At 73.3% G+C, this 25,185-nt stretch carries 22 protein-coding genes and 1 riboswitch; of the genes, 9 read left to right on the forward strand and 13 right to left on the reverse strand.

Annotation, left to right across the window (positions count from 1 at the left end; genetic code table 11):
• Positions 1–9: 9 nt before the first annotated feature.
• The 5 genes from MTP13_RS17615 to ribH all read left to right on the forward strand — a co-directional run bounded on the left by MTP13_RS17615 (position 10) and on the right by ribH (position 4,789).
• The gene (locus MTP13_RS17615) at positions 10–1,005 is read left to right on the forward strand and encodes a sugar-binding transcriptional regulator (RefSeq protein WP_243568941.1); all 996 of its coding nucleotides are present in this window, start codon (positions 10–12) and stop codon (positions 1,003–1,005) included.
• A gap of 70 nt (positions 1,006–1,075) precedes the next feature.
• A riboswitch (FMN riboswitch) is annotated at positions 1,076–1,215 on the forward strand.
• A gap of 77 nt (positions 1,216–1,292) precedes the next feature.
• Complete coding sequence (gene ribD, locus MTP13_RS17620) at positions 1,293–2,339, forward strand: bifunctional diaminohydroxyphosphoribosylaminopyrimidine deaminase/5-amino-6-(5-phosphoribosylamino)uracil reductase RibD (RefSeq protein ID WP_243568942.1); 1,047 nt, start codon at positions 1,293–1,295, stop codon at positions 2,337–2,339.
• A gap of 1 nt (position 2,340) precedes the next feature.
• Entirely contained in the window at positions 2,341–3,003 is a 663-nt protein-coding gene (locus tag MTP13_RS17625) for a riboflavin synthase (RefSeq protein ID WP_243568943.1), read from the forward strand.
• Positions 3,000–4,304, forward strand: a complete 1,305-nt coding sequence (gene ribA, locus MTP13_RS17630; RefSeq protein ID WP_243568944.1) for a GTP cyclohydrolase II — start codon at positions 3,000–3,002, stop codon at positions 4,302–4,304. The genes MTP13_RS17625 and ribA overlap by 4 nt, the downstream gene beginning before the upstream one ends.
• Positions 4,301–4,789, forward strand: coding sequence for a 6,7-dimethyl-8-ribityllumazine synthase (ribH, locus tag MTP13_RS17635; protein WP_243568945.1), 489 nt, complete (start codon positions 4,301–4,303; stop codon positions 4,787–4,789). The genes ribA and ribH overlap by 4 nt, the downstream gene beginning before the upstream one ends.
• A 76-nt stretch (positions 4,790–4,865) precedes the next feature.
• Here ribH and MTP13_RS17640 read toward each other — a convergent pair whose 3' ends face one another.
• Positions 4,866–5,327 carry a DUF2269 family protein gene (locus MTP13_RS17640; RefSeq protein WP_243568946.1) on the reverse strand — a complete coding sequence of 154 codons (462 nt, stop codon included), beginning with the start codon at positions 5,325–5,327 and terminating at the stop codon, positions 4,866–4,868.
• Positions 5,328–5,558: 231 nt separating this feature from the next.
• Between MTP13_RS17640 and MTP13_RS17645 the strand changes: the two genes are divergently transcribed.
• The gene (locus MTP13_RS17645; RefSeq protein WP_243568947.1) at positions 5,559–6,938 is read left to right on the forward strand and encodes an MFS transporter; all 1,380 of its coding nucleotides are present in this window, start codon (positions 5,559–5,561) and stop codon (positions 6,936–6,938) included.
• 68 nt (positions 6,939–7,006) lie between these two features.
• Positions 7,007–7,234, forward strand: a complete 228-nt coding sequence (locus tag MTP13_RS17650) for a hypothetical protein (RefSeq protein WP_243568948.1) — start codon at positions 7,007–7,009, stop codon at positions 7,232–7,234.
• Between the two features lie 37 nt (positions 7,235–7,271).
• Here MTP13_RS17650 and MTP13_RS17655 read toward each other — a convergent pair whose 3' ends face one another.
• The 10 genes from MTP13_RS17655 to MTP13_RS17700 form a co-directional block, all read right to left on the reverse strand.
• Positions 7,272–8,672 (reverse strand): FAD-dependent oxidoreductase, encoded by a 1,401-nt coding sequence (locus MTP13_RS17655; RefSeq protein WP_243568949.1) that lies wholly within the window; start codon positions 8,670–8,672, stop codon positions 7,272–7,274.
• The gene (cobA, locus tag MTP13_RS17660) at positions 8,669–9,523 is read right to left on the reverse strand and encodes a uroporphyrinogen-III C-methyltransferase (RefSeq protein ID WP_341680762.1); all 855 of its coding nucleotides are present in this window, start codon (positions 9,521–9,523) and stop codon (positions 8,669–8,671) included. The genes MTP13_RS17655 and cobA overlap by 4 nt, the downstream gene beginning before the upstream one ends.
• Positions 9,520–10,491, reverse strand: coding sequence for an ABC transporter permease (locus MTP13_RS17665; protein ID WP_243568950.1), 972 nt, complete (start codon positions 10,489–10,491; stop codon positions 9,520–9,522). Before MTP13_RS17665 ends, cobA begins: the two co-directional genes overlap by 4 nt.
• Positions 10,481–11,194, reverse strand: a complete 714-nt coding sequence (locus MTP13_RS17670) for an ABC transporter ATP-binding protein (protein WP_243570882.1) — start codon at positions 11,192–11,194, stop codon at positions 10,481–10,483. The genes MTP13_RS17665 and MTP13_RS17670 overlap by 11 nt, the downstream gene beginning before the upstream one ends.
• A 5-nt stretch (positions 11,195–11,199) precedes the next feature.
• The gene (locus MTP13_RS17675; RefSeq protein ID WP_243568951.1) at positions 11,200–12,330 is read right to left on the reverse strand and encodes an ABC transporter substrate-binding protein; all 1,131 of its coding nucleotides are present in this window, start codon (positions 12,328–12,330) and stop codon (positions 11,200–11,202) included.
• Positions 12,331–12,359: 29 nt separating this feature from the next.
• Positions 12,360–13,676 carry a sulfate adenylyltransferase subunit 1 gene (locus tag MTP13_RS17680; protein WP_243568952.1) on the reverse strand — a complete coding sequence of 439 codons (1,317 nt, stop codon included), beginning with the start codon at positions 13,674–13,676 and terminating at the stop codon, positions 12,360–12,362.
• Entirely contained in the window at positions 13,676–14,629 is a 954-nt protein-coding gene (gene cysD, locus MTP13_RS17685; protein WP_243568953.1) for a sulfate adenylyltransferase subunit CysD, read from the reverse strand. Before cysD ends, MTP13_RS17680 begins: the two co-directional genes overlap by 1 nt.
• The gene (locus MTP13_RS17690; protein WP_243568954.1) at positions 14,626–15,369 is read right to left on the reverse strand and encodes a phosphoadenylyl-sulfate reductase; all 744 of its coding nucleotides are present in this window, start codon (positions 15,367–15,369) and stop codon (positions 14,626–14,628) included. The genes cysD and MTP13_RS17690 overlap by 4 nt, the downstream gene beginning before the upstream one ends.
• Before the next feature lie 150 nt (positions 15,370–15,519).
• Positions 15,520–17,268: a nitrite/sulfite reductase gene (locus tag MTP13_RS17695; RefSeq protein ID WP_243568955.1), complete on the reverse strand. Its 1,749-nt coding sequence runs from the start codon at positions 17,266–17,268 to the stop codon at positions 15,520–15,522.
• Between the two features lie 200 nt (positions 17,269–17,468).
• The gene (locus MTP13_RS17700) at positions 17,469–18,251 is read right to left on the reverse strand and encodes a sirohydrochlorin chelatase (protein ID WP_243568956.1); all 783 of its coding nucleotides are present in this window, start codon (positions 18,249–18,251) and stop codon (positions 17,469–17,471) included.
• 81 nt (positions 18,252–18,332) lie between these two features.
• Between MTP13_RS17700 and MTP13_RS17705 the strand changes: the two genes are divergently transcribed.
• Entirely contained in the window at positions 18,333–20,216 is a 1,884-nt protein-coding gene (locus MTP13_RS17705; protein WP_243568957.1) for an ABC transporter ATP-binding protein, read from the forward strand.
• A 111-nt stretch (positions 20,217–20,327) separates the two neighbouring features.
• Here MTP13_RS17705 and MTP13_RS17710 read toward each other — a convergent pair whose 3' ends face one another.
• On the reverse strand, positions 20,328–21,248 hold the full coding sequence (locus MTP13_RS17710) for a hypothetical protein (protein WP_243568958.1): 921 nt from the start codon (positions 21,246–21,248) through the stop codon (positions 20,328–20,330).
• A gap of 469 nt (positions 21,249–21,717) precedes the next feature.
• A complete protein-coding gene (locus MTP13_RS17715) occupies positions 21,718–23,589 on the reverse strand; it encodes a phosphoenolpyruvate carboxykinase (GTP) (RefSeq protein ID WP_243568959.1) in 1,872 nt (623 codons plus the stop codon).
• Positions 23,590–23,734: 145 nt separating this feature from the next.
• Here MTP13_RS17715 and MTP13_RS17720 point away from each other — a divergent pair, with 145 nt between their 5' ends.
• Positions 23,735–25,177, forward strand: coding sequence for a helix-turn-helix domain-containing protein (locus MTP13_RS17720; RefSeq protein WP_243568960.1), 1,443 nt, complete (start codon positions 23,735–23,737; stop codon positions 25,175–25,177).
• The last annotated feature ends 8 nt before the right edge of the window (positions 25,178–25,185 follow it).

Genomic DNA, 25,185 nt, shown 5'->3' on the forward strand with positions numbered 1-25,185 from the left:
AGACCGGCGATGACCTGGACCCCGCAGGACGACCCCGACCGCAGCCCCGAGGTGCCGGCGGGCAAGACCCGCGACGCGCTGCGCGCGGCGCACCTGTACTACATGCAGGACCTCACGATGGACGCCATCGCCGCGGAGCTGCACACCTCCCGTTCCTCGGTCTCGCGCCTGTTGAGCCACGCCAGGGCGTCAGGGCTCGTCGAGATCTCCATCCACTCCCCGCTCGATCTGCCGAGCCGGCTCGAGCAGGAGATCCTCGAACGCCACGAGATCGCCGCGCACGTCGTGCCGGTGCCCGATCAGGCGAGCGACGTCGATCGGCTCGACCGGGTGGCGCTCTCGGCTGCACGGATTCTCGGCCGCTTCATCGACTCGAACCAGCTCGTCGGGGTCGCCTGGGGCTCGACCATGAGCGCCGTCAGCCGGCACCTCGTCCCCAAGTCGACGCACAACAGCGAGATCGTGCAGCTGAACGGCGCGGGCAACCTCCGCACCACCGGCATCCTCTACGCGAGCGAGCTGCTGCGTCGCTTCGGCGACGCCTTCGGCGCGAAGGTGCAGCAGTTCCCGGTGCCCGCCTTCTTCGACGACCCCGCCACGAAGGAGGCGTTCTGGCGCGAGCGCAGCACCAAACGGCTCCTCGAGCTGCAGGGCCGCCTCGACGTCGCCCTCTTCGGCGTCGGCTCGCCCTTCGCCGAGGTCGCGAGCCGGGTCTACCAGGGCGGCTACCTCGAGCGCGACGACTACGCCGCACTCAGCGCGGACGGCGTCGTCGGCGACGTCGCCACGGTCTTCTACCGGGCGGATGGCTCGAGCGAGGGCATCCCGCTGAACGAACGAGCCACCGGCCCCGACTTCGGCGTGCTGCGCCGCGCGCCGCGCCGCATCTGCGTCGTGTCGGGGCGCGCGAAGCTGCCGAGCCTGCGCGGGGCGATCGCCGCGGGGCTCATCACCGATCTCATCACCGACGAGGGCACGGCCCGCGCGCTCGTGGAGCACGGCTAGCGTCACCGTGTCGCCCCGTGACCGCGGGAATAGTCCGGCGTCCGGCGCGTTGACCTAGAATCGAACACGACAACGTGCTCCGGGGTCGGTGCAATTCCGAGCCGGCGGTAACAGTCCGCGAGCCGTGAGCGTCCCTTCGGGGGCACAAGCGGTTGAACCGGTGGAACTCCGGTACCGACGGTGAAAGTCCGGATGGGAGGCGGCACGTGTCGGCCGAGGTGCGTTCGCGCATCCGGCCGATGATGCGGCGCGCCGCGCACCCCGGAGCCTCGACCACGAGGACGGACATGACGGCAGGCCACGACGCGGAGCTCCGCGCGATGCGACGGGCGATCGAGCTCGCCCGCCGCGGCCCCGCGACGGGTGCGAACCCGCAGGTCGGCTGCGTGCTGCTCTCCCCCGCCGGCGAGCCCCTCGCCGAGGGCTGGCACCGCGGCGCCGGCACCGCGCACGCGGAGGTCGACGCCCTCGCGAAGCTCCCCGCGGGCGCGGCGCACGGCGCCACCGCCGTCGTCACGCTCGAGCCCTGCAACCACACGGGCCGCACGGGCCCCTGCGCCGTCGCCCTCGTCGAGGCGGGGGTCGCCCGCGTCGTCTACGCCGTCGCCGACCCCGGCCGCGCCTCGAGCGGCGGCGCCGAGCGGCTGCGTGCCGCGGGTGTCGAGGTCGAGCATGGCCTCCTCTCCGACGAGGTGGAGGCCGCGATCGGCGACTGGCTCTTCGCCGCCCGCGCCCGCCGCCCGCGGGTGACCGTGAAGTGGGCGTCGAGCCTCGACGGCCGCGCCGCCGCCGCGGACGGCACGAGCCAGTGGATCACGGGCCCGACCGCCCGCGCCGACGTGCACCGCCGGCGCGCCGCCGCCGACGCCATCGCCGTCGGCACCGGCACCGTCATCGCCGACGATCCCGCGCTCACCGCCCGCGACGCCGACGGCGCCCTGCTCGCGCACCAGCCGGTGCCCGTCGTCTTCGGCCGCCGCGCGGTGCCCGCAGGCGCTGCCCTGCGCCGGCACCCGCACCAGCTGCTGCAGTACGACGGCCCCGAGCTCGCCGCGACCCTCGAGGACCTCGCGACGCGGGGCATCCGCTCCCTCTTCGTCGAGGGCGGGCCGACGCTCGCCTCGGCGTTCCTGGCGGCGGACCTCGCCGACGAGCTCCTCGTCTACCTCGCGCCGACCCTGCTCGGCGGGCCCGGGCTCGCCCTCGGCGAACTCGGCGTGCCCACGATCTCCGCGGCCCCGCGCTTCACGTTCTCCGCCGTCGAGCGTCTCGGCGACGACGTGCTCCTCGTCGCCCATCGGGCCGCACCGACCACCCCCACCGAAGGGAACTGACATGTTCACCGGCATCATCGAAGAGCTCGGCCGCATCGAGCGCGTCGAGCGGGGCGCCGACGCCGCCCGGCTCACGGTCCGCGGGCCGCTCGCGGTCGAGGGCGTCGCGCACGGCGACTCGATCGCCGTGTCGGGGGTCTGCCTCACGGTCGTCGACTTCGACGCGGAGCGCTTCACCGCCGACGTGATGGGCCAGACGCTCGCCGTCTCGACCTTGGACGCCGCCCGCGAGGGCCTCGCGGTGAACCTCGAGCGCGCCGCCCGCGTCGGCGACCGCCTCGGCGGGCACATCGTGCAGGGCCACATCGACGGCACCGCGAAGGTGCTGGAGGTGCGCCAGGAGGACGGCTGGCGCGTCGTGCGCTTCTCCCTCGACGACGCGCACGCCCCGCTCGTGGTCGACAAGGGCTCGATCGCCGTCGACGGCGTGTCGCTCACGGTGAGCGAAGTCGGCACGACCGCCGCCGGCCCCGACGCCGGCCACTGGTTCGAGGTGTCGCTCATCCCCGAGACGCTGCAGGCGACGACCCTCGGCGAGCGGCGGCCGGGCGAGCTCGTGAACATCGAGACCGACATCCTCGCGCGCCACGTCGCGAGGCTGCACCGCTTCGAGGGGCGCGAACTGCCGAGCTCCCTCGCCGACGAGCAGGAGGTGCGGGCATGAGCCTCGCCACCATCCCCGAAGTCCTCGACGCGCTACGCGCGGGCAAGCCCGTGATCGTCGCCGACGACGAGGCGCGCGAGAACGAGGGCGACGCCATCATGGCGGCCGAGTTCGCGACGCAGGAGTGGATCGCCTGGATGGTCCGCCGCACCAGCGGCTTCCTCTGCGCGCCCATGCCGAACGCCTTCGCCGACCGGCTGCAGCTGCCGCCCATGGTGGCCCGCAACGAGGACGTGCGCGGCACCGCGTACACGATCTCGGTCGACGCGGCCGACCGCACCTCGACCGGCATCTCGGCGGCCGACCGCGCGCACACCCTGCGCGTGCTCGCCGACCCGGAGGCGACGCCCGAGCGGCTGATCCGGCCCGGGCACATCCTGCCGCTCCGCGCCGTCGACGGCGGCGTGCGCGAACGTGCGGGCCACACCGAGGCCGCGGTCGATCTGATGCGGCTCGCGGGGCTGTCGCCCGTCGGCGTGATCGGCGAGCTCGTGGCCGACGACGGCGAGATGATGCGCCTGCCCGGCCTCATCGAGCTCGGCGAGGAGGAGGGGCTGCCGGTCACGACCGTCGCCGCCCTCGTCGACTGGTTGCATGCCCACGGCGACGCCGCGGTCGGCGCGGATGCCCCCGCCGCCGCCGCGATCGCCGAGTCGGCGCGGGTCGACTTCGAGGTCGAGACGCTGCTGCCGACGAGCTTCGGCGAGTTCCGGGTGCGCGCGTACCGGGACCGGAAGACCGGCGCGGACCACCTCGCGATCCTGTCCGGCGACCCCGCGGCGGTCGCGGACGGCGCCATCGTCCGGGTGCACTCCGAGTGCCTCACGGGCGAGGCGCTCGGTTCGCTGAAGTGCGAGTGCGGGCCGCAGCTCGACGCGGCGCTCGAGATCGTCCAGCGCGAGGGCGGCGTCGTCGTCTACCTGCGGGGGCACGAGGGGCGCGGCATCGGCCTCATCAACAAGCTGCGGGCGTACCGGCTGCAGGAGGACGGCCTCGACACCCTCGACGCGAACGTGGCCCTCGGCCTGCCGGCCGATGCCCGCGACTACGGCGCGGCGAGCGCCATCCTCGCCGAGCTCGGCGTCACGCGCGTGCGCCTGCTGACGAACAACCCCGAGAAGGTGCGCCAGCTCGCCGAGCACGGCGTCGACGTCGCCGAGCGGCTGCCGCTCGTCGTCGGGGTCGGCCGCGGCAACCAGCGCTACCTCGAGACCAAGGCCGCCCGGATGGGGCACCAGATCGACGAACAGCAGCTCGCGGATGCCGCGGCTGAAGCACTCCTGGAAGGACACGCATCATGAGCGGAGCCGGCTCCCCCAACCTCGACAGCTCGACCCTCGACCTCGACGGCTCCGGCCTCGACGTGGTCGTCGTCGCCGGCAGTTGGCACGACGAGATCACCGACGGGCTGATCGCCGGCGCGACGCGCACCCTCGACGCGGCGGGCGCCGCGCACCGCCTGGTGCGGGTGCCCGGCAGCTTCGAGCTGCCGGTCGTCGCGAAGGCGGCGCTCGAGGCCGGTGCCGACGCCGTGGTCGCCCTCGGCGTCATCATCCGCGGCGGCACGCCGCACTTCGAGTACGTCTCGGCGGCCGCGACCGACGGCCTCACCCGGGTCGCGCTCGACACGGGCAAGCCCGTGGGCTTCGGTGTGCTCACCCTCGACGACGAACGCCAGGGCCTCGACCGGGCCGGGCTCCCCGGCTCGAAGGAGGACAAAGGACGCGAGGCCGCCGAGGCCGCGATCGCGACCGCGCGCGTGCTGCGCGGGCTCGTCGGCGCCTAGCCGGCATCCCGCCCGCGACGACGAAGCGCCTCGGAACCGGTCGGTTCCGAGGCGCTTCGGCGCGAACGGGGTGCCGCTACGGCTTCCAGACCATGAGCACGACGACGGCGACGAGGAGCAGCGAGACGATGCCGCTGCCCGCGGCGATCGCCGGGTAGCCGGACTTCTCGGCGGCCGCGGCGCCGCCGGCGCTCGCGGTCGTGCTCGCCTCGAGCGCGTCGGCGCCCTTGTTCATCGCGGGCACGACGAGGAAGACGCTGAGGCCGAAGGCGATGACGTAGAGGATGATCGACCAGAGGATCCACGGCGTCGTGAAGCTCAGGCCGTACTTCTCGTCGGCCATGCCCATGACGCCGAAGCCGAGCACGAAGACGATGAGCGAGAGCCAGCTGAAGATCGTGGTCGACTTCGCGAGCACGCGGACCTGCGCCGCGTTGCCCGCGCGCACCGCCCGCATCGCCGTCATCGGGATGATCGCCATCGGCCCGACGATGAAGACCGCGGTGACGACGTGCAGAACGGTGAAGATGGTGTCCATGCTCCCAGCCTAGCCAGCCGGGCGATCCGCCGCTTCGAACCTTCGATTGACCCGCCGCCCGCCGTTCGTCGCCCGGATGCGACCGCTCGTCGCAGCGGAGCCGCCGCGCGGAGCCGCCGCGCGTAAGGTTGGCGGGTTGCCACAAGCAGCAGATCATCCCGCCACCAGCGGAACCGACGCCAGACCGACGCCAGTCCGCCGGGGCCTCGAACCGCACGGAGTCTCTGCAGCATGTCAGCCCCATCGACCGCCCCCGCCACGCCGGCCAATCCGCGCAGCCGGGTCATCCTCGCCAGCCTCATCGGCACGACGATCGAGTTCTACGACTTCTACGTCTACGCGACCGCGGCGGTCCTCGTCTTCCCGCACCTGTTCTTCCCGACCGGCGACGCGACCACGGCGCTGCTGTCCTCGTTCGCCGTGTTCGGTGCGGCGATGGTCGCCCGCCCGCTCGGCGCCGTCGTCTTCGGGCACCTCGGCGACAAGGTCGGCCGCAAGGCCACGCTCGTCGGCGCGCTGCTCACGATGGGCATCGCGACCTTCCTCATCGGCGTGCTGCCGACCTACCTCGCCGTGGGCTGGTTCGCCCCGCTGCTGCTCGTCATCCTGCGCATCGCGCAGGGCTTCGCCCTCGGCGGCGAGTGGTCGGGCGCGGCGCTCGTCGCCACCGAGAACGCGCCGAAGGGCAAGCGCGCCTGGTACGGCACCTTCCCGCAGCTGGGCGCGCCGATCGGCTTCATCATCGCGAACGGCCTGTTCCTGATCATCGCCGCCGCGCTGCCCTCCGACGACCCCTCGATGCCCTCGCAGGCCTTCCTCGACTGGGGCTGGCGCATCCCGTTCCTGTTCTCGATCGTCATGGTCGCCGTCGGCCTCTGGGTGCGTCTGCGCCTCGTCGAGTCGACCGCGTTCTCGACGGCGTCGAAGCAGGGCCGCATCCAGCGCCTGCCGCTCGCCACGGTCTTCCGCAAGTACTGGCGCCAGCTCATCCTCGGCACCTTCTTCATGCTCGCGACGTACGTGCTCTTCTACCTGATGACGACGTTCTCGCTGAGCTACGGTCGCGCGCCCGTCGAGGCCGCCGACGGCGCCCTGCCCGGCCTCGGCTACTCGTACAACACCTTCGTGCTGATGCTCATCGGCGGCGTGCTCTTCTTCGGTGTCTTCACGCTGCTCTCCGGCCCGTGGGCCGACCGCTGGGGGCGGCGCCGCACGCTCATCTGGGTGACGCTCGGCATCATCGTCTTCGGCCTCGTCTGGGTGCCGCTGCTCTCGGCCGGCTTCGCGGGCGTGATGACCTGGCTCGTGGTCGGCTTCGCGCTGATGGGCATGACGTTCGGCCCGATGGGGGCGCTGCTGCCCGAGCTGTTCCCGACGAACGTGCGGTACACGGGCTCGGGCATCTCGTACAACGTGTCCTCGATCCTCGGCGCCGCGGTGGCGCCGTTCATCGCGGTGGCGCTGTGGCAGGCCGGCGGCGGCAGCCCGTTCTGGGTGGGCATCTACCTGTCGGCGATGGGCGTGCTGACGCTCGTCGCGCTGCTCGTCTCGAAGGAGACCCGCGACGTCGACTTCGACGAGGCGGGCCTCGAGTCCTCGGCGGTGCTCTGAGTCCCACCGCGAACGACCCCGGTCAACTTCGATTGACAACGTCCATGCCGTCAACGATGATTGACGGCATGGACGTGACCGGACTCTCCACCGCGATCGCCGCAGCGGACGGCGACGACCCCTACCGCGCGCTCCGCGAGCTGCACCGGGCCCGGGTCGAACTCACCCGCGAGCTCGACCGCGCCGAAGCGCTCGCGGTTCGGCGCGCCCGGGCGCAGGGATCGAGCTGGCAGCTCATCGCCCTCGCGCTCGAGGTCAGCAAGCAGGCGGTGCACAAGAAGTACGGCCGCGGCTGAGCGCCCCGCAGCGCGGGCGCCCTCACCTCGGGCGCCCTCACCTCGGGGCGAACGCGCCTTGTCTGGAGACCCGCACCTGGGCCTCGCGCGGCACGAGCTTGACCCGCTCGCGCGGGTACCGGTCGGACTCGCCGAGGCCGCGCTCGTGCGCGTCGAGCGCGAGCCATCCCGTCCACGTCGTGAACTCCACCCCGCGTGCGTCGAGCATCTCCAGCACCTCCGTCTCGGCATCCGCCACGACGGGCGCCGCGAGGCGGCCCGCCGCCGCGTCCGCCACGAGGTTCGCGACGGTCTCCATCGCGTCGCTCTTCGTGTGACCGATGAGCCCGATCGGGCCGCGCTTGATCCAGCCGGTGGCGTAGAGCCCGGGCACCGGTGCGCCGCCGTCGCCCTGCGCCCGCCCCGCCTCGTTCGGCACCACGCCGCGAGCCGGGTCGAACGGCGCGCCGGCGATCGGCGAGCCGAAGTAGCCGACCGCACGGTACACGGCGCCCACGGCGACGTCGCGGAACTCCCCCGTGCCCCGCACCACCCCGTCGCTGCGCACCTCGGTGCGCTCGAAGCGCACGCCCTCGACCCGCTCGGTGCCGAGCACTTCGACCGGGGCATGGTGGAAGTGCAGGTGCAGGCGGCGCGGGGCCCCGGTGCTGCGCCCCCGCCACGAGTTCAGCGTGCGGAGCATGATCTTCACCTGGTTCGTCCGCCCCGCCGGCACCTCCCCGGCTGCGGCGAGGGCGTCCTCGGCGATGAAGTCGGCCTCGTCGAGCACCACGTCGACGCCCGGCACCTCGCCGAGCTCCCGCAGCTCGATCGGGGTGAACTTCACGTCGGCGGGACCACGTCGCCCGAAGACGTGCACGTCGGTGACGGGCGAGGCCTCGAGCCCGGTGAGCACGTTCTCGGGCACCTCGGTGCCGCGCAGCTCGGCGGGGTGCTTCGCGAGGATGCGCGCCACGTCGAGCGCGACGTTGCCGTTGCCGATCACCGCGATCTCGCGCGCGTCGAGCGGCCACTCGCGCGGCACGTCGGGGTGCCCGTCGTACCAGGCGACGAAGTCGGCCGCGCCGTAGGAGCCGGGCAAGCCGACGCCGGGAAGCTCGAGCGCCGCGTCGCGGATCGCGCCCGTCGCGAGGATGACCGCGTGGTAGCGGGCCTGCAGCTCGTCGAGGCCCAGGTCGCGACCGATCTCGACGTTGCCGAGGAAGCGGATGCCCGGCTCGTCGAGCATCTCGTGCAGCGAGGCGACGATCCCCTTGATCCGCGGATGGTCCGGCGCGACGCCGTAGCGGATGAGCCCGTACGGCGCGGGCAGCGACTCGAAGAGGTCGATCGCGACCGTGCCGCCGGCCTCGGCGACGGCGGTGCGCAGCAGCTTGCCCGCGTACACGCCGGCGGGGCCGGCGCCGACGATCGCGACGCGGAGGGCGGGGAGGGTCATCTGGAGCCTTTCTCGGAGGGCGCGCCACGCGGCGCGACCGGATCGGACGGCGCGCTTCGCAGCGCGAAGGGGTCGTGCGCGACGGCGACGGCGTGGCCGTCCACGGCGAGCTCGGCGGGGGCGTACGGGCTCAGCCGCACCACATCGCCCACGACGACGACGGCCGGTGAGCGGACGCCGCGCAGCGCCGCCTGCGCCGCGATCGTGTCGAGGGTCCCGATCGTCACCCGCTGACCGTCGCCGTAGCCGTCCTCGACGATCGCGACCGGGCAGCCTGCGCCGCGCTCGCCCCGGGCGAGCGTCGTCGCCGAGTTCGCGAGCGTGCCGACGCCCATCAGCAGCACGACGGTGTGGTCGCGCGCACCGCCGAGCTCGGCGATCTGATCGTGCCCGGTCGCGACGGTGAACGCGGTGGCGAGACCGCGATGCGTCAGCGGGATGCCGGCGACGGCCGGCACCGAGATGGCGCTCGTGATGCCGGGCACGACTTCGACGTCGACGCCCGCGGCACGGCACGCGGCGAGCTCCTCGCCGCCGCGACCGAAGACGTACGGGTCGCCGCCCTTCAGTCGCACGACGCGGCGGCCGGCGAGCCCGAGCTCGACGAGGAGCGCGATGATGCCCTCCTGCGGCACGGCGTGATGGCCGGGGCGCTTGCCGACGTCGACGATCTCGGCGTCGAGCGGACACCCGCGCTCCGCCTCGAGCTGGTCGAGCACCGCGCGGGCGCCCAGCCGGTCGGCCACGATCACCTCGGCGGCCTCGATGGCGCGCAGGCCGCGCACGGTCAGCAGGCCGAGGTCGCCGGGGCCCGCCCCGACGAGCTGCACGAGCCCGCGCCCGCCGCTCATCGCGCACCTCCGGAGGGCAGCAGCCCGCGCCGGCGCAGCAGCGCCCGCTCGAGCGGGGCGAAGACGGCGAGCTCGACGAGGATCCCGATGAAGAGGATGGCGAGGATCGCGACGAACACCGTCGGGAGGTCGGCGAGCTGCCGGCCCTGATCGAGCAGCGCGCCGAGGCCGAAGCCGATCGAGCCGCCCGTCGCGATGATCTCCGCGGCCATGAGCGAGCGCCACGAGAACGCCCAGCCCTGCTTGAGCCCGGCGAGGTACCCGGGCAGGGCGGCGGGCAGCACGACGAGGGCGGCGAGCTCGGCCCGGTTGGCGCCCAGCACCCGACCGACGCGGCGCAGCTGCGGCGGCACCTGGCGGACGCCCGCGACGAGACCGTTCACGATCGAGGGCACGGCGCCCATCAGGATGACGAAGTACACCGTCGCGTCGGAGAGCCCGAACCAGATGATCGCGGCGGGCACCCAGGCGACCGAGGGCAGCACCTGCAGGCCGGAGACGAATGGGCCGAACGCGCGCTGCAGCGGCCGGGACTCGGCGAGCAGGAGGCCGATCGGAGTGCCGATCGCCACGGCGACCAGGAAGCCGACGGCGCCGCGCTCGAGGCTCGTGCCGACCGCCAGTTGCAACCGCCCGGACTCCCAGGCGCTGCCGATCGAGGCGACCACGTCGAGCGGCCCGGGGTACAGGTCGGGCCGGGGCTGCGCGAGGACGGTGTACGCCTGCCACGCGACGAGCAGCACGAGGAGCAGCACGATCGGGGGCAGGATGCCGCGGGCGGTCCGCCGCCACCACGGCTCCCGTTCGGCGGGCGCGGTCTGCAGCCGATCGAGCCCGGCCTCCAGGGCCCGCAGCTCGCTCGGCGGGGACGGGACGGGCGACGGGGTCGGCGCCCCCGCCGCGGTCCGGCGCTCCTCCGCGGTCAGGGGTTCCTCCGCGAGGGCGTCGCGCACGAGTTCAGGCGGCATTGCTCGCGATCTCCTTCCGCAGTCGTTCGGTGATCTCCCGGGCGACGGACTGGGCGTCGAGGTCCGAGGCGTCCGTGCGCCACTCGCCGGCGACACGTCCCGGCCGGCTCGACAGCAGCACGATGCGCTGCGCGAGGCGCACCGCCTCGTGCACGTTGTGCGTGACGAAGAGGATGGTGCGCCCGGTCTCCCGCCAGACCCGCTCGAGCTCCTCGTGCAGCAGGTCGCGGGTGATCGCGTCGAGCGCGGCGAAGGGCTCGTCCATGAGCAGCACGGTGCGGTCCTGCGCGAGCGCACGGGCGAGCGCGACGCGCTGGCGCATCCCGCCCGACAGCTCGTGCGGCCGCTGATCGGCGGCGTCGGCGAGGTTCACGAGCTCGAGCAACCGTTCGGCCTCGGCGCGCCGCCCGGCCCTGGGCGCCCCGCGCAGCCGCAGGGCGAGCTCCACGTTCCGCCGGGCGGTGAGCCACGGCATCAGGGCCGACTCCTGGAACATCACCGCCGCCCCGTCGCCGGGCACCTCGATGGCGCCGGCGGTCGGCGTCTCGAGCCCGGCGACCAGGTTCAGCAGCGTCGACTTGCCGCAGCCGGAGGCGCCGAGCAGGCACACGAACTCGCCCTCGGCGACCTCGAGGTCGATGCCGTCGAGCACCTGCGGCGAGCGCGGGCCGCCGAAGCGCTTGCCGACGCCGGTGAGCCGGATCGCCGTCACGGTCGCTCCGTCCCGAGCCCGGCGGCCGAGACCGCGGGCTCGCCGCGGGCGTCGAGCACCTCGTTCAGGATGCCGAGGGCGAACAGGCCGTCGATGGAGCCGTCCTTCGCGGTGCCGGCGGCGACGCCGTTCGCGAGCACCTGCTCGAACGCCCCCGCGACGGGGTCGACGGTGAACCGCACGTGATCGAGCGCCCGGGCGAGCACCGCGTCGTCGAGCGGCTTGCCGGTGTCGGCGGCGAGCTTCGCGTTCAGGTCGGCGGCGGCCTGCTCGGGCTCGTCGGCGAGGAAGCGCACGGCCTCGGCGTGCCCCTCGACGAGCGCCCGCACGGTCTCGGGATGCTCGTCGAGGAAGGTCTTCGAGACGAGCAGCACCGTGGTCGGGAAGTCGCCGTCGGGCCAGAGCTCGGCCTCGTCGACGAGCACGTGTGCGCCGCCCTCGAGCACGAGCCGGGACACCCACGGCTCGGGCAGCCAGGCGCCGTCGAGCTGCCCCTGCTGGAACAGGGTGAGCGTCTGCGCGTTCTCGGTGGGGGTGATCTGCACCTCGCCGCCGCCCGTGGTGTCGGTGGCGAAGCCCTCCTCGGCGAGCCACGTGCGCAGGGCCACGTCCTGTGTGTTGCCGAGCTGCGGCGTCGCGAGCGTCGTGCCGGCGAGGTCGGCGGGCTCGTCGATGCCGTCGCGGACGACGAGCGCCGCGCCTCCGGAGGCCGCCCCGGCGACGATGACCGCGGACTGGCCGCCGGATTTCACGAAGGTGTTGATCGCCGGGTTCGGCCCGAGGTAGGCGGCGTCGATCGCGCCGGCCGAGAGCGCCTCGACCGCGGCGGGCCCGGCGTTGAACACCTCGGTGCGCAGCTTCGTGTCGCCGAGCGCGTCGGCGAAGAAGCCCTCCTCGAGGCCGACGAGGGCGGGCGCGTGGGTGACGTTCGCGAAGTAGCCGAGGCGGAGCTCCGCGGCCGGGGCCGACGAGGCATCCGCTCCGCCGTCGGCGCTCGCGGTCGCGGCGCAGCCGCTCAGCAGCGCGGCCCCGGCCGCCATGATCGCGATCGCTCGGGTGATGCGGCTGGCTCGGATGGTGCGGTGGTGCATGGTGGTCGCCTCCTCGGGGATCGCGGTGGGATGCATCGGATGGGGATCGGTCGTGCGGAGCGGGCTCAGGCGCTCGAGCGTGTGCCCGCGGCGAGCGTCGCGCCGTCCTGCTGGTGGATGACGAGGAAGCCGCCGGCGGCGCGGCTCGCCGCGTACTCCTCGACGGGCAGCGCCGCGCCGAGCCGGAGCACGGCCCGGCCGATGTCGTTCGTCTCGAGGCGGTCGGCCGCTTCGGTGCGCAGGGTGTCGAGGTCGCGGCGGCCGGTGATCTCCGCGACGAGCGCGGGGACCGTCGCGGTGCCCGCCTTCACGAGGACGCGCGCGCCCGGGAGCAGCGGACGGGCGTCGAGCTGGAACAGCTCCGCCTCGAGCTCGCGCACCGTATCCGGCACCGCCGACGCGGCGACGACGACGGCGCCGCGCGCGGCATCCACCTCGTCGGCGAGCCGCAGTGCGACCGAGCGCGGCGCCCGCGCCTCGCTGAGCTCCCCGTCGGCCGTGTCGACGGCGACGACCGTGGTCGTGACGCCGGCCGGCAGCACGTGCACCCGATCGCCGGGACGCACGACGCCGGCCGTGATCCGCCCCGCGAAGGCGCGGTAGTCGCGGTACTCGGCCTCGGCGCCCGGCACCGCGGCGAGTTCGGGCGCGAGCGCGCCCTGCGGCCGCAGCACGAGCTGCACGTCGAGCCGGAACGGCTCGCCGTCGTCGGCGGACTCCGCCGCGAGCTCCGCGGCCGAGGGCAGCGCCTCCAGCAGCTCGAGGAGCGCCGGCCCCCGGTACCAGGGGGTGTTCGCCGAGCGCTCCACGACGTTGTCGCCGGCGAGCGCGGAGACCGGGATGACGTGCACCCCGTCGAGCCCGAGCTCGCGCGCGACGGCCGCGACCTCCTCGGCCACTCGCTCGAACGGCTCGGCCTCGTAGTCGAGCAGGTCGATCTTGTTCACGGCGACCACGACGTGCGGCACGCGCAGCAGGCGCACGACGGCGAGGTGCCGGCGGGTCTGCTCGAGCACGCCCTTGCGCGCATCGACGAGCACGACCACCGCGTCGGCGGTCGTCGCGCCGGTCACCATGTTCCGCGTGTACTGCACGTGACCCGGGCAGTCGGCGAGGATGAACGAGCGCCGGTCGGTCGCGAAGTACCGGTAGGCGACGTCGATCGTGATGCCCTGCTCGCGCTCGGCGCGCAGCCCATCGGTGAGCAGGGCGAAGTCGAAGCCGCCGGCGTCGCCGCCGAAGCCGCGGGCCCGGCTGGCGGACTCGATCTGCGCGAACTGGTCGGCGAGGATCGCCTTCGCGTCGTGCAGCAGCCGCCCGACGAGGGTCGACTTGCCGTCGTCGACCGAGCCGGCGGTGGCGAGGCGCAGCAGCGTGCTCATCAGAAGTACCCGTCCTTCTTGCGGTCCTCCATGGCGGCCTCGGAGATCCGGTCGTCGGCGCGGGTCGCCCCGCGCTCGGTGAGCGTCGAGGCGGCGACCTCCGCGGTGACGGCGGCGAGGTCGGCCGCGTCGGACTCGACGGCGCCGGTGCAGCTCATGTCGCCGACCGTGCGGTAGCGCACGGTGCGCCGCTCGACGGGCTCGTCGGGGCGGGGCAGCGAGTGCTCGCCGACCGCGCGCCACATGCCGTCGCGGCGGAACACCTCGCGCTCGTGGGCGAAGTACAGCGGCGGCAGCTCGATCCGCTCCCGCTCGAGGTAGCGCCACACGTCGAGCTCGGTCCAGTTCGAGATCGGGAAGGCCCGCACGTGCTGCCCCGGGGTGTGCCGGCCGTTGTAGAGGCTCCACAGTTCGGGGCGCTGGTTGCGCGGGTCCCACTGGCCGAACTCGTCGCGGAGGCTCAGGATGCGCTCCTTCGCCCGCGCCTTGTCCTCGTCGCGGCGCGCGCCGCCGAAGACGGCGTCGTGCCGGCCGGCGGCGATGGCGTCGAGGAGCGGCTGGGTCTGCAGCGGGTTGCGGGTGCGGTCGGCGCGCTCCTGCAGCCGGCCGTCGTCGAGGTACTCCTGCACGCGGGCGACCTCGAGGCGGATGCCGAGGCGCGCGACGGTCTCGTCGCGGAACGCCAGCACCTCGGGGAAGTTGTGCCCCGTGTCGACGTGCAGCACCGGGAACGGCACCCGGCCCGGCCAGAACGCCTTCCGGGCCAGGTGCAGCACGACGACCGAGTCCTTTCCGCCGGAGAACAGCAGCACGGGCCGCTCGAACTCGGCGACGACCTCGCGGATGATGTGGATCGCCTCGGCCTCGAGCTGGTCGAGCACCTCGAGCCGGCTCGAGGCGTCCCACGCGATCCGGGTCCCGAGCGTCGGCTCGGCCGTGAACAGTGTCGTCATCCGTGCAACCCGCATTCCGTCTTGGCGAGGCCGGCCCAGCGGCCGGACCTCGGATCGTCTCCGGCGGCGACCGGCTTCGTGCAGGGCTCGCAGCCGATCGAGGGGTAGCCGCGGCCGAGGAGCGGGTTCACCGGCACCCCGAAGGCGCCCGCGTAGTCGCCCAGCTCCTCGAAGGTCCAGGCCGCGAGCGGGTTCACCTTCACGAGGCCGTTGCGCTCGTCCCAGGCGACGAGGGGCGTGCCGGTCCGAGTGGGCGCCTCGTCGCGGCGCACGCCCGTGAACCACAGTTCGTAGCCGGCGAGCGCGGCCCGCAGCGGCTCGACCTTGCGGCGCTGGCAGCAGAGACCGGGCTCACGGGCGAAGAGCTCCGCGCCGAACTCGGCGTCCTGCTCGCCGACCGTCTGCGCCGGCCGCACGTCGACCACGCGGACGTCGAGTCCCGCTGCCACGGCGTCGCGCGTCTCGTGCGTCTCGGCGAAGTGGTAGCCGGTGTCGAGGAAGAGCACGTCGACGCCCGGCAGCGACTGCGCGACGAGGTGCGGCAGCACGGCGTCGGCCATCGAGCAGGCGACGGCCGCGAGCTCGGCGTCGAAGTGGCGCGCGACCCACGCGACGACGGCGTGCGCGCTCGCCTCGCCGCCCTCGCCTCCGGCCAGCTCCGCGGCGCCGGCCTCGGCGAGCGCGCGGAGCTCCGAGGCATCCCGCGTCCGCGCCCGTCTGGGCGCCAGCGCCACGCTCATCGCCGCGCCTCCCCGCCGACCGGATCCGTGTCCCGCGTCCGTGCCCGCCTGGGCGCCAGCGCCACGCTCATCGCCGCGCCTCCCCGCCGACCGGGTCTGTGTCCCGCGTCCGCGCCCGCCTGGGCGCCAGCGCCGTCCCGCCTGCCGCGCTCATCGCAGCGCCTCCTCGTCGGCCCGGTGCGCCCACTCGGCGAAGGTCTCCGACGCGGCCTCGTCGCGCTCGGCGAGGTAGCGGCGCACGATGCGCTCGACGTAGTCGGCGAGTCCGTCGGCGGTGACCTTGAGCCCGCGGACGGTGCGCCCGGTGCCGGCCTCCTCGCGATGCGCGGAGGCGAGCCCGCCGCCGAGGTGCACCTGGAAGCCGGGCGTCTGCCCGCCGTCGCCGTCGGGCAGCAGCTGGCCCTTGAGGCCGATGTCGGCGGTCTGGATGCGCGCGCAGGAGTTCGGGCAGCCGTTCACGTGCAGGCTGATCGGGTGCGGCAGCTCGAGTCCCGCGAGCCGTTCCTCGAGCCGGACGACCGCGCGCGAGGCGGTCTCCTTCGTCTCGACGATCGCGAGCTTGCAGTACTCGATGCCGGTGCAGGCGATCGTGCCCCGCCGGATGAGGCTCGGCCGCACCTGCAGCCCGAGCCCGTCGAGCCCGGCGACGACCCGCTCGACGTCGCGCTCCTCGATGTCGAGCAGCACGAGCTTCTGGTGCGGGGTGGTGCGCAGACGCCCCGAGCCGACGCTCTCGAGCAGCTCGGCGATCGCGGTGAGCGTCGAACCGGAGAGCCGGCCGACGAGCGGCGTCGCGCCGAGGTAGAAGCGGCCGTCGCGCTGCCGGTGCACGCCGACGTGGTCGCCCTGGGCGATCGGCTTCGGCGCGGCCGGGCCGTCTGGCAGCGGCGTGCCGAGGTACTCGGTCTCGAGCACCTCGCGGAAGCGCTCGGCACCCCAGTCGGCGACGAGGTACTTGAGGCGGGCACGGTTGCGCAGCCGCCGGTAGCCGTAGTCGCGGAAGATCGAGACGACGCCCTCCCACACCTCCGCGACCCGGTCCGGGGTGACGAAGGTGCCGGTGCGCACGGCGAGGTGCGCGGCCGTGGAGAGGCCGCCGCCGACCCAGAGGTCGTAGCCGACGCCGAGCTCGGGGTGCTCGACCGCGACGAAGGCGACGTCGTTGATCTCGTGCACGACGTCCTGGCTCGGATGCCCCGTGATGGCGCTCTTGAACTTGCGCGGCAGATTCGCGAACTCGGGGTCGCCGAGGTAGCGCCGCTGGATCTCCTCGATCTGCGGCGTGGGGTCGATGAGCTCGTCGGCGGCGATGCCCGCGACGGGCGAGCCGAGGATCACGCGGGGCACGTCGCCGCACGCCTCGGTCGTCGAGAGGCCGACGGCTTCGAGGCGGCGCCAGATCTCGGGCACGTCCTCGACCCGCACCCAGTGCAGCTGCACGTTCTGACGATCGGTGAGGTCGGCCGTGTCACGCGCGAACTCGGTGGAGATGCCGCCGATGGTGCGCAACTGCTCGGTGGTCAGCTGCCCGCCGTCGATGCGCACCCGCAGCATGAAGTACTCGTCCTCGAGCTCGTGCGGTTCGAGGGTCGCGGTCTTGCCGCCGTCGATGCCGGGCTTGCGCTGCGTGTAGAGCCCCCACCAGCGGAAGCGGCCGTGCAGGTCGGTCGGGTCGATGCTGGCGAACCCGCCCGCCGCGTACGTCTGCTCGATGCGCTCGCGCACGGCGAGCCCGCCGTCCTGCTGCTTCCACTCCTCGTTGGCGTTGAGCGGGGCGCGGCCGTCGACCTTCCACTGCCCGTTGGGCTTGGTCGTGCCGCGCGCCGGGCGCACCCCGGCGGCGCGCCGGGCCGGCGCGGCCTGCTCGGCCGGCCTCGTCTCCGTCTCACCCAGCGTCATGCCCGCTCCCTGCTACTCACCCCCGTCGGAGGGACGGCGGTGGTCGCCGTGGCTGCGACGCTAGGCCAGCGGGATTCGGGCGGCACGTTCGTGACGACGCGGTCGTCACGCGAGGAAACGGGATGTCTCGGCGCGCCGTTTTGCGTCACATGGTTGACAGGCGGGCGGCGGCGCCGAATGTCTCGGCGCGCCGTTGTGCGTCACATGGTCGACAGGCGGGCGGCGGCCGCGCTGAAGCGGTCGACGACGAGCTCGGCCAGCTCGTCCGGGGGCAGCACGCCCGCGCGCAGCAGCGGCTCGGTGACGGCCGCCGCCCCCGCCGCGCGGGCGGTGTCGACGGCGAGATCCTGGAAGTAGCCGGGCGCGAGCAGGTAGCTCGCGACGACGACGCGGCGCGAGGCGCCGCCCTCGGCATCCGCCCGCCGGACGGCCGCCTCGAGCGTCGGCTCGGCGGCGGAGAGGTAGCCGACCGTGACGGGCGCGCCGAGCTCGCGGGCGAGCCGCTCCCCCATGGCGGCGCAGTCGGTCACGGCACGGGCATCGCTCGAACCGGCGGCGGCGAGCACGACGGCGTCGCCCGGCCGCCACTCCGCCTCCAGCAGGCGCCGCACGAGCACCCGCGCGAGCCGGTCGTCGGGCCCGAGGGCCCCGGCGAGTACGACCGTCCGCGTCCGCTCGGCGGCAACGGCCTCGGTGAGGTCGACGTGCACGTGGTACCCCGCCGAGAGCAGCAGCGGCACGACGACCGCGGGCATCCCGGCGGGCAGGCTCGCGAGCGTGGCCGGCACGTCGGGCTGTTCGACGTCGACGTGGCCGAGGCGCAGGGCGGCCGCGCCCGCCGCCGCGTGCCCGGCCGGACCAGGCAGCATGCCGCCGCCCCGCATGAGCCGCGCGCCGACGGCCTTGACGAGGCCGCGGACGGCGGCGCTGCCGTCGGGCGAGGAGGTGCCGTGCGAGATCGCGACGAGCGCAGGACGGGTCATCCCTCCATCGTGCCGTACCGCGCTCGCTCCGGGACCACGCCCGGGCGTTCTCCGAGGACGACCGCGTAGGCTGCTAGACCGATGAGCACCCCGACCTCTCCCGCCCGTTCCCGTTTCGGCCGCCGCGAGACTCCTCCCGGCCCGCGCGCCACCTTCCGGCAGCTCCTGCCCTTCGTGTTCGAGCACCGCCCCGTGCTCGTCTGGGTCGCGATCCTCTCGATCGTCGGCGCGCTCGCGAGCCTCGCGCAGCCGCTCCTCGTCAGCCAGGTCATCACGGTCGTCGAGGCGGGCGACCCGCTCGGCTGGATCGTGTGGGCGCTCGTCGCGCTCGTCGTGGTCAGCGGCATCATCACCGGCTACCAGCACTACCTGCTGCAGCGCACGGGCGAGGGCGTCGTGCTCTCGAGCCGCAAGCAGCTCGTCGCGAAGCTGCTGCGCCTGCCGATCGCGGAGTTCGACACCCGCCGCACGGGCGACCTCGTCTCGCGCGTCGGCAGCGACACGACGATGCTGCGGGCGGTGCTCACCCAGGGCCTCGTCGAGGCCGTCGGCGGCGCGGTGACCTTCGTCGGCGCGCTCATCGCGATGCTCATCATCGACCCGGTGCTGCTCGGGCTCACCGTGCTCGTCATCGCGGTCGCGATCACCACCGTCACGCTGCTCTCGGCCCGCGTCCGCGAGGCCTCGCACGCCGCGCAGGCGAAGGTCGGCGACGTCGCCGCCTCGGTCGAGCGCGCGATCAGCTCGGTGCGCACCATCCGTGCGGCCGGCGCGACGGAGCGCGAGCTCGCCGACGTGCAGGCCGAGGCCGAGGGCGCCTGGCGGATGGGCGTGAAGGTCGCGAAGATCTCCGCGCTCATCGTGCCGATCGCCGGAATCGCGATGCAGGTGTCGTTCCTCGTCGTGCTGGGGGTCGGCGGCTTCCGCGTGGCGTCGGGCGCGATCACCGTCGCGAACCTCGTCGCGTTCATCCTCTTCCTGTTCATGATGATCCTGCCGCTCGGTCAGGCCTTCGGCGCGATCACCTCCGTGAACCAGGCGCTCGGCGCGCTCGGCCGCATCCAGGAGATCCTCGATCTGCCCGACGAGGACGCGCACGACCGCGAGCTCGCCCCGCTCGCCGTCGTCGTCGGCCCCGCGAACGAGGGCGTCCGCCCGGATGCCCCGGCGATCGAGTTCGACGACGTGCACTTCGCCTACGCGCAGACCTCGCCGCAGGATCCCGCCGACCCGGGCAACGACTCGGCCGACGCGCACGCCCCCGAGCCCTCCGTGACCGAGCGGCAGCCCGTGCTCCGCGGCGTCTCCTTCGCGGTGCCGCGCGGCCAGCGCGTCGCCCTCGTCGGCCCATCGGGGGCCGGCAAGTCGACGATCCTCTCGCTCGTGGAGCGCTTCTACGACCCCTCGGTCGGCCAGGTGCGGATGGGCGGGCTCGACCTGCGCTCCATCGACCGCGGCGAGCTGCGCGCGCAGATCGGCTACGTCGAGCAGGATGCCCCGGTGCTGGCCGGCACGATCCGCGACAACCTGCTGCTCGGCAACCCGACGGCGAGCGACGAGGAGTGCGAGCACGTGCTGCAGTCCGTGAACCTCGGCGGCGTCCTCGCGCGCGACCCCGCGGGCCTCGGCGCGCAGGTCGGCGAGGACGGCATCATGCTCTCCGGCGGCGAACGGCAGCGGCTCGCGATCGCCCGGGCGCTGCTCGCGGCGCCGCCGATCCTGCTGCTCGACGAGTCCACGTCCTCGCTCGACGGGGTGAACGAGCGGATGATGCGCGAGGCGATCGACGAGGTCGCGGCCGGCCGCACGCTCATCGTCATCGCGCACCGGCTCTCGACCGTCGTCGACTCGGACCGCATCGTCGTGCTCGACGGCGGCCGCATCATCGGCGAGGGCACCCACGCCGAGCTCGTCGCCACCGTGCCGCTCTACCGCGAGCTCGCCGAGCACCAGCTGCTCGTCTGACCGCTGCCGGCATACCCGAGTTGCCCGACTTTCATGAAAGTCGGGCAACTCGTGAACCGTTCCACGGACTTGCCCGACTTTCATGAAAGTCGGGCAAGTCCGTGCGGCCGGTTACCTCGGGCCGTGCCAGCCGCGGGCGCGAAGCGCGTGCTCGACGAGATCGAGTGCCTCGCCCAGCGCAGCGAGGTCGGTCGCGCTGAGCCGGAACGCCGCCCAGCCCGCGGCGGTGTAGCGGTTGAACCGGGCGAGGTCGCTGCTCCATTGCCGGGGATCGCTCCGATGATGGTCTCCCTCGTACTCGCAGGCCACCAGGAACGCGGGAAAGGCGAGATCGGACACCGCGACGAATCCGCCCGCGCCATCCAACACGCGGTGCTGCGTCACCGGTTGGGGGAACCCCCGCGCCGCCATCGCCAGCCGCACCCGGGTTTCCGGAGAGGAATCGCTCCCCGGATCGAGCAACGGCAGTGCGGCACGCAGACGAGCGCCGCCGCGTCCGCGCCATCCGTTCGTCCTGCGTACGAGATCGCCGAGGCCCGCGAGCGGTGACCGCCGGTGCACGATCCGATCGCCCGCGATGACGAGCTCTTCGACGGATGCTCCGTCCGCCCCGAGGTCGAGCCAGGTGCGCACCGGGGTCGTCACCGGGAGCCCGTCGACCGTGGCGACGTCACCGGGCCGCAGCCGGAGCTGGTGGCCGCGGATCCCGGCCGCGTGAGGGGCCCGACGCGGCGCGAGCACGCTGAGATGGATCGGATCGTCGAGGGCCACCGGCAGCTGAAGCCGCCAGATCTCCGCGGCGGTACGGTGGCTGAGGTAGACGGGCGGCTCGAGCCTTCCGAGCAGCAGCCGACACCGATCGATGCGCGTGACCTGCGTCGCGGCGTCGATCCGCATGCCGTAGACCGGAGCCGCAAGCGACGCGTTCTGGAGTCGGCCCCGCCCGACCCCGGCGCCTCGGGCAGCGCGCACGCTGAACCCGACTCCGGGATCGATCTCTACCGGGAGCTCTGCATGCGACGTCATGCCCACACCTTGCGGGGTCGGGGACGCCCGCCACTCCGGCCACGACGATTCTGTGGATGCCGCGGCGTCCCCGCTCGCACCTGCGGAGGGTTGCCCAACTTTCATGAAAGTCGGGCAAGTCGGAGGTTCGGAGCCTCGGGAGGCCAGAGCTCAACTCCTCGAGTTGCCCAACTTTCATGAAAGTTGGGCAACTCGAGAGAAGGTGTTTGCCGCGGGCGGTGCGCCTTCCCGTGCCCACAACGCCCGCGGCGGGTCCGTAGACCCATGGATGCCGCGGGCGGTGCGCCTTCCCGTGCCCACAGCGCCCGCAGCATCCATCGGTCTGCGCATCCCATGATGACGCATCCCGCGCCGTTTCCCGTCATCGAGTCGATCGAGCGGACGAGGATCGCGCCAGACCTGGGACCCCGGCGCGATCCTCCTCCGCTCGATCGTGCGCCCCGGTGGCCGGGGCGCACGATCGACGGGACCTCGTTCAGTCGGTCACGGGCACCTGCCCGTGCTCGAGGTGGTAGCGGAGGCTCGACAGCTCGGCGCGGAGGGCGGCGGGCACCCGGTCGCCGAACTGGGCGAAGTACTCCTCGGTGAGCTCGCACTCGGCGAGCCACGAGGCGGGGTCGACGTGGAAGAGCTGCTCGAGCTCGTCGCCCGTGATCTCGAGGCCCTCGAGGTTCAGCGCGCCCTCGGCGGGCAGCAGGCCGATCGGGGTCTCGGCGGCGCCCGCCTCGCCCTCGAGGCGACCGACGATCCACTCGATGACGCGCGAGTTCTCGCCGAACCCGGGCCAGAGGAAGGAGCCGTCGGCGCCCTTGCGGAACCAGTTGACCTGGAAGATCTGCGGCGCGCGGTCGCCCAGCACGCGGCCCATCTTCACCCAGTGGCCCCAGTAGTCGGCCATGTTGTAGCCGCAGAACGGCAGCATCGCGAAGGGGTCGCGGCGCAGTTCGCCGACGGTACCCTCGGCCGCGGCGGTCTTCTCGCTCGAGATCGTGGCGCCCATGAACACGCCGTGCTTCCACGAGCGGGCCTGCGCGACGAGCGGCACGTTGGTCGCCCGGCGGCCGCCGAACAGGATGGCGTCGATCGGCACGCCGTCGTGGGCGTCCCAGTCGTCCGAGATCTGCGGGCACTGCGCGGCAGCGACCGTGAAGCGCGAGTTCGGGTGCGCGGCGGGACGGCCGGAGGCCGGGGTCCACGGCTGACCCTGCCAGTCGGTGAGCTCGTCGGGCACCTCGTCGGTGAGCCCCTCCCACCAGACGTCGCCGTCGGGGCGGAGCGCCACGTTCGTGAAGATCGTGTTGCCCCAGAGGGTCTGCACCGCGGTCGGGTTCGTCGTCTCGCCGGTGCCCGGCGCGACGCCGAAGAAGCCGGCCTCGGGGTTGATCGCGTAGAGGCGGCCGTCGTCGCCGGGGCGCATCCAGGCGATGTCGTCGCCGATCGTCTCGACGGTCCAGCCCGGGATGGTCGGGCGGAGCATGGCGAGGTTCGTCTTGCCGCACGCCGAGGGGAACGCCGCGGCGATGTGGTAGACCTTGCCGGCGGGCGAGGTGACCTTGATGAGCAGCATGTGCTCGGCGAGCCAGCCCTCGTCCCGCGCCATCACCGAGGCGATGCGCAGCGCGAAGCACTTCTTCGCGAGCAGGGCGTTGCCGCCGTAGCCCGAGCCGAACGACCAGATCTCGCGCGAGTCCGGGAACTGCACGATGTACTTGGTCGGGTTCGAGGGCCACTCGATCTCGTCGCGGCGCTGGCCGACGCCGTCGACCAGCGGGTAGCCGACCGAGTGCACGGTGCGCACCCACGGCTCGCCCGCCTCGATGAGGCGGTAGACCTGCTCGCCCATGCGGGTCATGATGCCCATCGAGAGCACGACGTACGGCGAGTCGGTGATCTCGACGCCGAGCTGCGAGATGGGGCCGCCGAGCGGGCCCATCGAGAAGGGCACGACGTACATCGTGCGGCCCTTCATCGAGCCGTCGAAGACGTCGACGAGCTCTTCGCGCATCTCGCGCGGGTCGCGCCAGTTGTTCGTGGGGCCGGCGTCTTCCTCGTAGGTCGAGCAGATGAAGGTGCGGTCCTCGACCCGGGCGACGTCGGAGGCGTCGGTGCGGGCGAGGTAGCTGTTGGGGCGCCACTCGGGGTTGAGCTTGATCAGCTTGCCCTCGGCGACGAGCTGCTTCGTGAGGAGGTCGGCCTCCTGCTTGGAGCCGTCGCACCAGACGATCTCGTCGGGCTTGGTGAGGGCGGCGATCTCGTCGACCCAGGCGCGCAGGGCCGGGTCGGTGGTGCCGCGGGGGGTCTCGCGGGCGTCGGAGTCCGTTCCGATGGAGAACTCGGAGAGGGTCATCGTCGTCGCGCCTTCCTGCTGAGTGCCGCGCGGTGCCGCTCGGCGGGACCGGAATGGGTCTGTCCTTCAAGAATGCGGGAAGACCGCCCAGTCATCTGGACGAAATAGATGGAAAGAATCGCCGATCTTTCGATATCCTTAAGCCATGAAGGCCGGTACAGCAGACCTCGCGACGCTCGGGCACCGCATCCGCCACTTCCGCGGCGAACGCGGGCTCACGCTCGACCAGCTCGGCGAGCTCGTCGATCTCGCCGGCAGTCAGCTCTCGCTCATCGAGAACGGCAAGCGCGAGCCGAAGCTGTCGACCCTCGACGCCCTCTCCGCCGCCCTCGGCGTCGAGCTCGCCGAGCTGCTCTCCCGCGAGGCGCCGAGCCGGCGCGCGGCTCTCGAGCTCGAACTCGGCCGCGCGCAGGCGAGCCCGCTGTACGCGAGCCTCGGTCTGCCGCCGATCCGCGCGAGCCGCGGCATCAGCGACGAGACGCTCGAGTCGATCGTCGGGCTGCACCGCGAGCTGCAGCGCCGCGCGAGCGAGGCGATCGCCACGCCCGAGGAGGCCAGGCGGGCGAACACCGAGATGCGGGAGCGGATGCGCGAGCGCGCCAACTTCCTCCCCGACATCGAGCGGCTCGCCGAGGAGCAGGTGCGCGCCTCCGGACACCGTTCGGGCGCCCTCACCCACCGCGAGGTGAGCGTCATGGCCGAGCGGCTCGGCTTCAAGCTGATCTACGTCGACGACCTGCCCGACTCGACGCGCTCCATCACCGACCTCGAGAACGGCCGCATCTACCTGCCGCCGGCCTCGATCCCGGGCGGTCACGGTCTGCGCTCGATGGCGCTGCAGGCGATGGCGCACCGGCTGCTCGGCCACACGCCGCCGGCGAGCTACGACGAGTTCCTCTGGCAGCGCCTCGAGATCAACTACTTCGCGGCCGCGTGCCTGATGCCGCAGGAGGCATCCGTCGCCTTCCTGCAGGAGGCGAAGAAGGAGCGGCGGCTCGCGATCGAAGACTTCCGCGACGCCTTCGGCGTCACCCACGAGGCGGCGGCGCTGCGCTTCACGAACCTCGCGACCTCGCACCTCGACATGACGCTGCACTTCCTCCGAGTGGCGGGCGACGGGGCGCTCCTGAAGGGCTACGAGAACGACGGCCTGCCGCTGCCGACCGATGTGACGGGCTCGATCGAGGGCCAGTGGGTGTGCAAGAAGTGGAGCGCCCGCACCGCCTTCGAGCACACCAACCGCACGACGGAGAACTACCAGTACACCGACACCCCGGCCGGCACCTTCTGGTGCGCGACCCAGACGGGGCGCACGGATGCCGCGGAGTTCTCGATCACGGTCGGCGTGCCGTTCAACCAGGCGAAGTGGTTCCGCGGCCGCGAGACGACGCTGCGGGCGACGTCGAGCTGCCCCGACGAGAACTGCTGCCGTCGCGCGCCCGACGGCCTCGCGGAGCGCTGGTCGGGACGGGCTTGGCCGAGCGCCCGGCTGCACGCGCACGTGCTCTCGCCGCTGCCCTCCGGCACGTTCCCCGGCGTCGACGACGTCGAGGTCTACGCGTTCCTCGAGGCGCACGCCGAGCAATGAGCCGGCAC

It is taken from the genome of Agromyces soli, from assembly GCF_022811605.1.
Taxonomy (GTDB): Bacteria; Actinomycetota; Actinomycetes; order Actinomycetales; family Microbacteriaceae; genus Agromyces; species Agromyces soli.